Source organism: Geofilum rhodophaeum (assembly GCF_002210225.1).
Classification (GTDB): Bacteria; Bacteroidota; Bacteroidia; order Bacteroidales; family Marinilabiliaceae; genus Geofilum; species Geofilum rhodophaeum.
In genome coordinates this window covers 1-4,221 of record NZ_MWUJ01000044.1, presented here as the reverse complement: position 1 = coordinate 4,221, position 4,221 = coordinate 1, and the positions used below count along the sequence as shown (strand labels likewise).

The 4,221-nt window shown below is 35.9% G+C and carries 3 protein-coding genes; all 3 read right to left on the bottom strand.

Annotated elements, in window-relative coordinates:
- Window positions 1–388: 388 nt before the first annotated feature.
- The 3 genes from B4W65_RS16810 to B4W65_RS16800 all read right to left on the bottom strand — a co-directional run bounded on the left by B4W65_RS16810 (window position 389) and on the right by B4W65_RS16800 (window position 4,184).
- Window positions 389–1,384 carry a DUF4365 domain-containing protein gene (locus B4W65_RS16810; RefSeq protein ID WP_088656324.1) on the bottom strand — a complete coding sequence of 332 codons (996 nt, stop codon included), beginning with the start codon at window positions 1,382–1,384 and terminating at the stop codon, window positions 389–391.
- 896 nt (window positions 1,385–2,280) lie between these two features.
- Window positions 2,281–2,928, bottom strand: a complete 648-nt coding sequence (locus tag B4W65_RS16805; RefSeq protein ID WP_088656323.1) for a hypothetical protein — start codon at window positions 2,926–2,928, stop codon at window positions 2,281–2,283.
- Window positions 2,929–3,095: 167 nt separating this feature from the next.
- Entirely contained in the window at window positions 3,096–4,184 is a 1,089-nt protein-coding gene (locus B4W65_RS16800) for a tetratricopeptide repeat protein (protein WP_088656322.1), read from the bottom strand.
- Between the last annotated feature and the right edge of the window lie 37 nt (window positions 4,185–4,221).

Sequence of the window (4,221 nt, the reverse complement as noted above, 5' to 3'; positions counted from 1 at the left end):
TTCCTACGACAACCGCAGGAATCCCTGAATCCTACTCTGCACAAACCTTTAAAATACCAAGCCACTGAATGAGCACCACCTTAATTTTACAAAACCCTGGTCAAAGGCGAATGGATTTCATTATTACGTTTCGCACCGATTTATTCATAAAAGTCTACCAGCGTATTCAGTCTGCTGATTATCCGGTTTTATCTATTCTACCGAGTGCAAATCCATTAAACGCATGGGATGGGTTCTCTGTAATTGGCGGCAACGCCCACATGTATGAAATTGTTGGGGGCTTGCGAGCTACGTTATTGTCTGCCGTTAAGACACTTGCTACGTGGAGTGAAGTTGCTTGTGCACACATAAACCCCCAATATTTTATACATGATGTTAGGCATAGTATTTATTTCACTTTTCCCATTAAGAAGTCAGAAAGATTCTTTGAAACTTCCTTATTAATCTCAATAGGGATATTATTCTTTTTAGTAAATTTATTTAAATCAGTATACATTTCTTCAAGAAATGGAATTCCACTAACCAAATCAATATCCAGCTGTTTTTGACCTTTTTTGTCAATGAACTGTTTATATTCCATAATGCATAATTGCATTACCCTAAGAAATTGAGCGTGTTTTCCTTTCGTTAAAAAATACGCCCACCCGTTACCCCTTTTAAAAATAGATTTTACCCACTTCCTAACTTCTGGGATATCTATCAATTCTCTAGGGTCATCATTATACCCATTAATTAAGATGTCTACTTTTTCTTTACTTTCTTTTGTAATTTCTGGACTAACAAATAACCTCTCAACACCTAACAAAAGCCTTTCATAACTATTTTCTTCGATATCTTCTCTTTCTACTATGAACAAAATTATTCCTGCATCTCTAATAGCCTTGTTGACTTTCCAGAAATCATCCAATTGAGAAGCGTAATCTTTTACAGGACTGACATATTGGATTAATTCTTTCTTTGATTTAAGTTTCAACTCTTGATTAAATGGCATAGTAATCTTCCAACTTGAACCCGCTTTTTCAGTTTTATTTGGGTCACAATGAGTCCAATAGATTTTACTTGTCGATTCATTTACAAGAACAATTATTACCGGAATATCGTGATTCAAATAGTAATTAAGGTGGCTCATCTCCCCCCTATAAATCCAACCAAATTCATTTTTTTCTGTAAAAAACGATGCTCCAGTTTTCACCTGTACCGCAATCGTTTTTCCAGTGACATTACCATAGTCTGTGATTATGTCAAAGTAAGCATCAATGCCAAAATCGTATTCTTTATGATTAGGTCTGAAAATCCAATTTAGTTCAGTCTCCACAAAGCGTTTTAAGATGGTAATTCCCTCTTCACCGGTCTTTGATGATTTATGATACTTCGGTAGTCTCATTTTGTTAATATTATGCCTAACGAGCACGTATATGAAATGTTTGGCAATTCGAAGCACTATTCTGTCCAACCACCACTACTTTACAAACCGGCAGAAATGACCAATAAGCCACTGTCTGCCAAATATTATATATACGATGTTGTAGTCTGGCCCCTTTTCTATTCTTTCCTCGCGCTTCCTTTACGTTTCGGGAAGCAATAATCTCCGAATTTACTGCAAAAATTGCAACCCTGTCTGGACTCTACCCTTTTCTTATGAAACTTGCAATCTGTATGCAAACATTTGTCTCGGTGAAATCCTGGCTTTACGTTTCTGCCAATCAATATTTTATCCGTGTCGGGAAGCAATCATTGCGCAACCCCTTGTTTGATGCAGGTCACTGTTTGCGCTGAACTAGAAAATCGAATCCGGTTGTCCTTATGCACCCTTCACCGTGGCCAATTCAATATTCAGGATGCTTTGTCATGCAAATCACGGCAATCCTGTCAGTTCTATAAAATAGGGCAGTTTCTACCGAAGCCCAATAACGGGCTGCCAAACTTCACTTTCCTACGACAACCGCAGAATCCTGGTGTACTACTCTGCAGGTACCTTTAAAAGACCTACCCACTGTCTGACCACGACCTTTACTTCACGAATACCTGGTCAAAGACGCTTGGATTTATATTTATTGTCTCGCGAAATCCTTCCGGCTGGGAATCAAGAAAAACACGTTCTGCGAATCAATTATACGTGCTGGGAATCCAAGGGCTAGACTACAACGCCCACATGTATGAAATGTTTGGGGTTTGCGGGCGTTGTAACTGTCTGCCGTTAGAAAAGCTGATGCGGGGCAGAATGTTTCATGTAACCACTAAACCCCCAAATATTTTATACATGATGTTACCTGCTGGTTTTTATTCAAAGTCATTCCAACTTGCATTATCTTTTAGGTGTCGAATTTTCATCTTTCCAAAAAGTTTTTTTTCAATCTTATATAAATCATGCTGTGTCTCTGAATGCTGACGACCACAATGTGGACAAACATATTTAGCTCTCACAAAATCATAAATTTCAATTCCTAATCTTTTATATTCACCATTTAACCAATCCCGATAAAAATTTATAGTTGGACTACCATAAGATTCAATCGGTTCTAGTATCTTAATCAACTGTCCTTTGTTATAATAATCGGCAGTTCTTTTCGTATAAAAATCCAATGCAATATGAGATTCAAATACCGATGGATGTTGATAACGCCCATTACAATCGACACACCTTAAAACTTGGATTTTATGGCTATTTGCAATTGACTTGAAGTCTTTCAGAGATTCAGGTCGCAAATTTTTATCATATAGATACCTCATTATCCTATAAAAATGAGAATACCAATCGTGTTGAAGCTTATCAGTATAGGATGGTCCCCAATCATTTAGTGAACCTGCACCTCCGCCTGGTAAATATCCACCATTTCTTAAATTTTTAAATGTCAAAGTCCAAGTTTCGTCGCTATTTAATTCAACAAGCTTTATTAATGTTTCAATATATTGTGTTTTATCCATCATTTCTTTAATGTACGCATTCCTTAAACTTGCAGGTAACGCTACGCATATACCTAGTGGCGGATTGCGGGCGATTCAACTGTCAAACCGTGCTGAAGTTTGAGCGGGCGAAAAGCCTTACAAAGTGCAGTAAAACCGCCATTAGGTATATGCGATGTTATGCCCCGTTTTTAATTATCATCAGGTTGATTTTCATGTCTTTTACAATCAAAAAGTAAACAGCCACATGGTTCAATCCAAATATTTTTACTTATTTCTACTTCAGGTTTTGAAATCCCTTTTAAAATCAACTCATTTATGTTTTTAATCTCGTTTTTTAGCTCGCTTAATCTTTCATTCCGGTCTTGCTCTGAATCAAAATCCCATTCATCAGGTTCTGTATTAATTTCAGTAATCCAGTTTTCTCTTTCCGAAATCATTTTCTTGTGTTGAGAAATCCACCTTTTATTATCGCTTATAAATAGAGAATAAGACAATTCTTTCCAATCAGTCAAATCAACTCCGTCGATTCCTTGTTTTATTAGCGATTCTGTTGCTTTGTCATAATCTCCTAGTAGATAATATAGAAATCCTATTTCGTAGCCACCAATCATTGAAACTGAATTTTGCTCAATATTTTGGAAAAGTCTATCAGCAATTTCCCTTGTACTTTCTGAGTCATGTAATTGAAAATCCAAAACTGCCTGATTAAAAGCACTTCTATATTCTAAATCAAATTCTGTATTTGCTATGCTAAAGTATTCTCGTGAGGTATTTAAATCGCCTAATTTGAAATAACAAAATCCAATATTGTGTAAAATATCTCTACGGTTGGATTTTTCCTTTGCAATCTGTAAGTATTCTAAAGCTTTTTTTAAGTCCTCTTTTTCCAGTAACATGAATCCAAGCAAATAATATGGCAAATAAGATTTAGGCTTTTGTTCTATTAGTTCTTTTTGAATTCCTATCGCTCTGTTTTCTTTACCACATTCAAAGTAAAGATACCACGCTAAGTTATGAGATGATTTAATTGTCTTTTTTATTGAATAAGCCAATTCAAAATATTTCAAATCCTCATCGTCAGTCAGCATAGAGGGATTTTCAAAATATCCAAGTGCTATCTCATTTATCAAGTCAAGATTTTGTGGATTGTCCTTGAGTTTGTCAATCAATTCTCTAAGTTCTATTTCAGTTGTAGCTATCATTTTGTTATAGAATGGGGCATAACGTGTGGCAATATAGTGCGTTGCGTTTTCTTTGTTAGTGATTATTCTTTCCACATAGGGCCACTACCCTGAAACCAATTTGTTATCTATA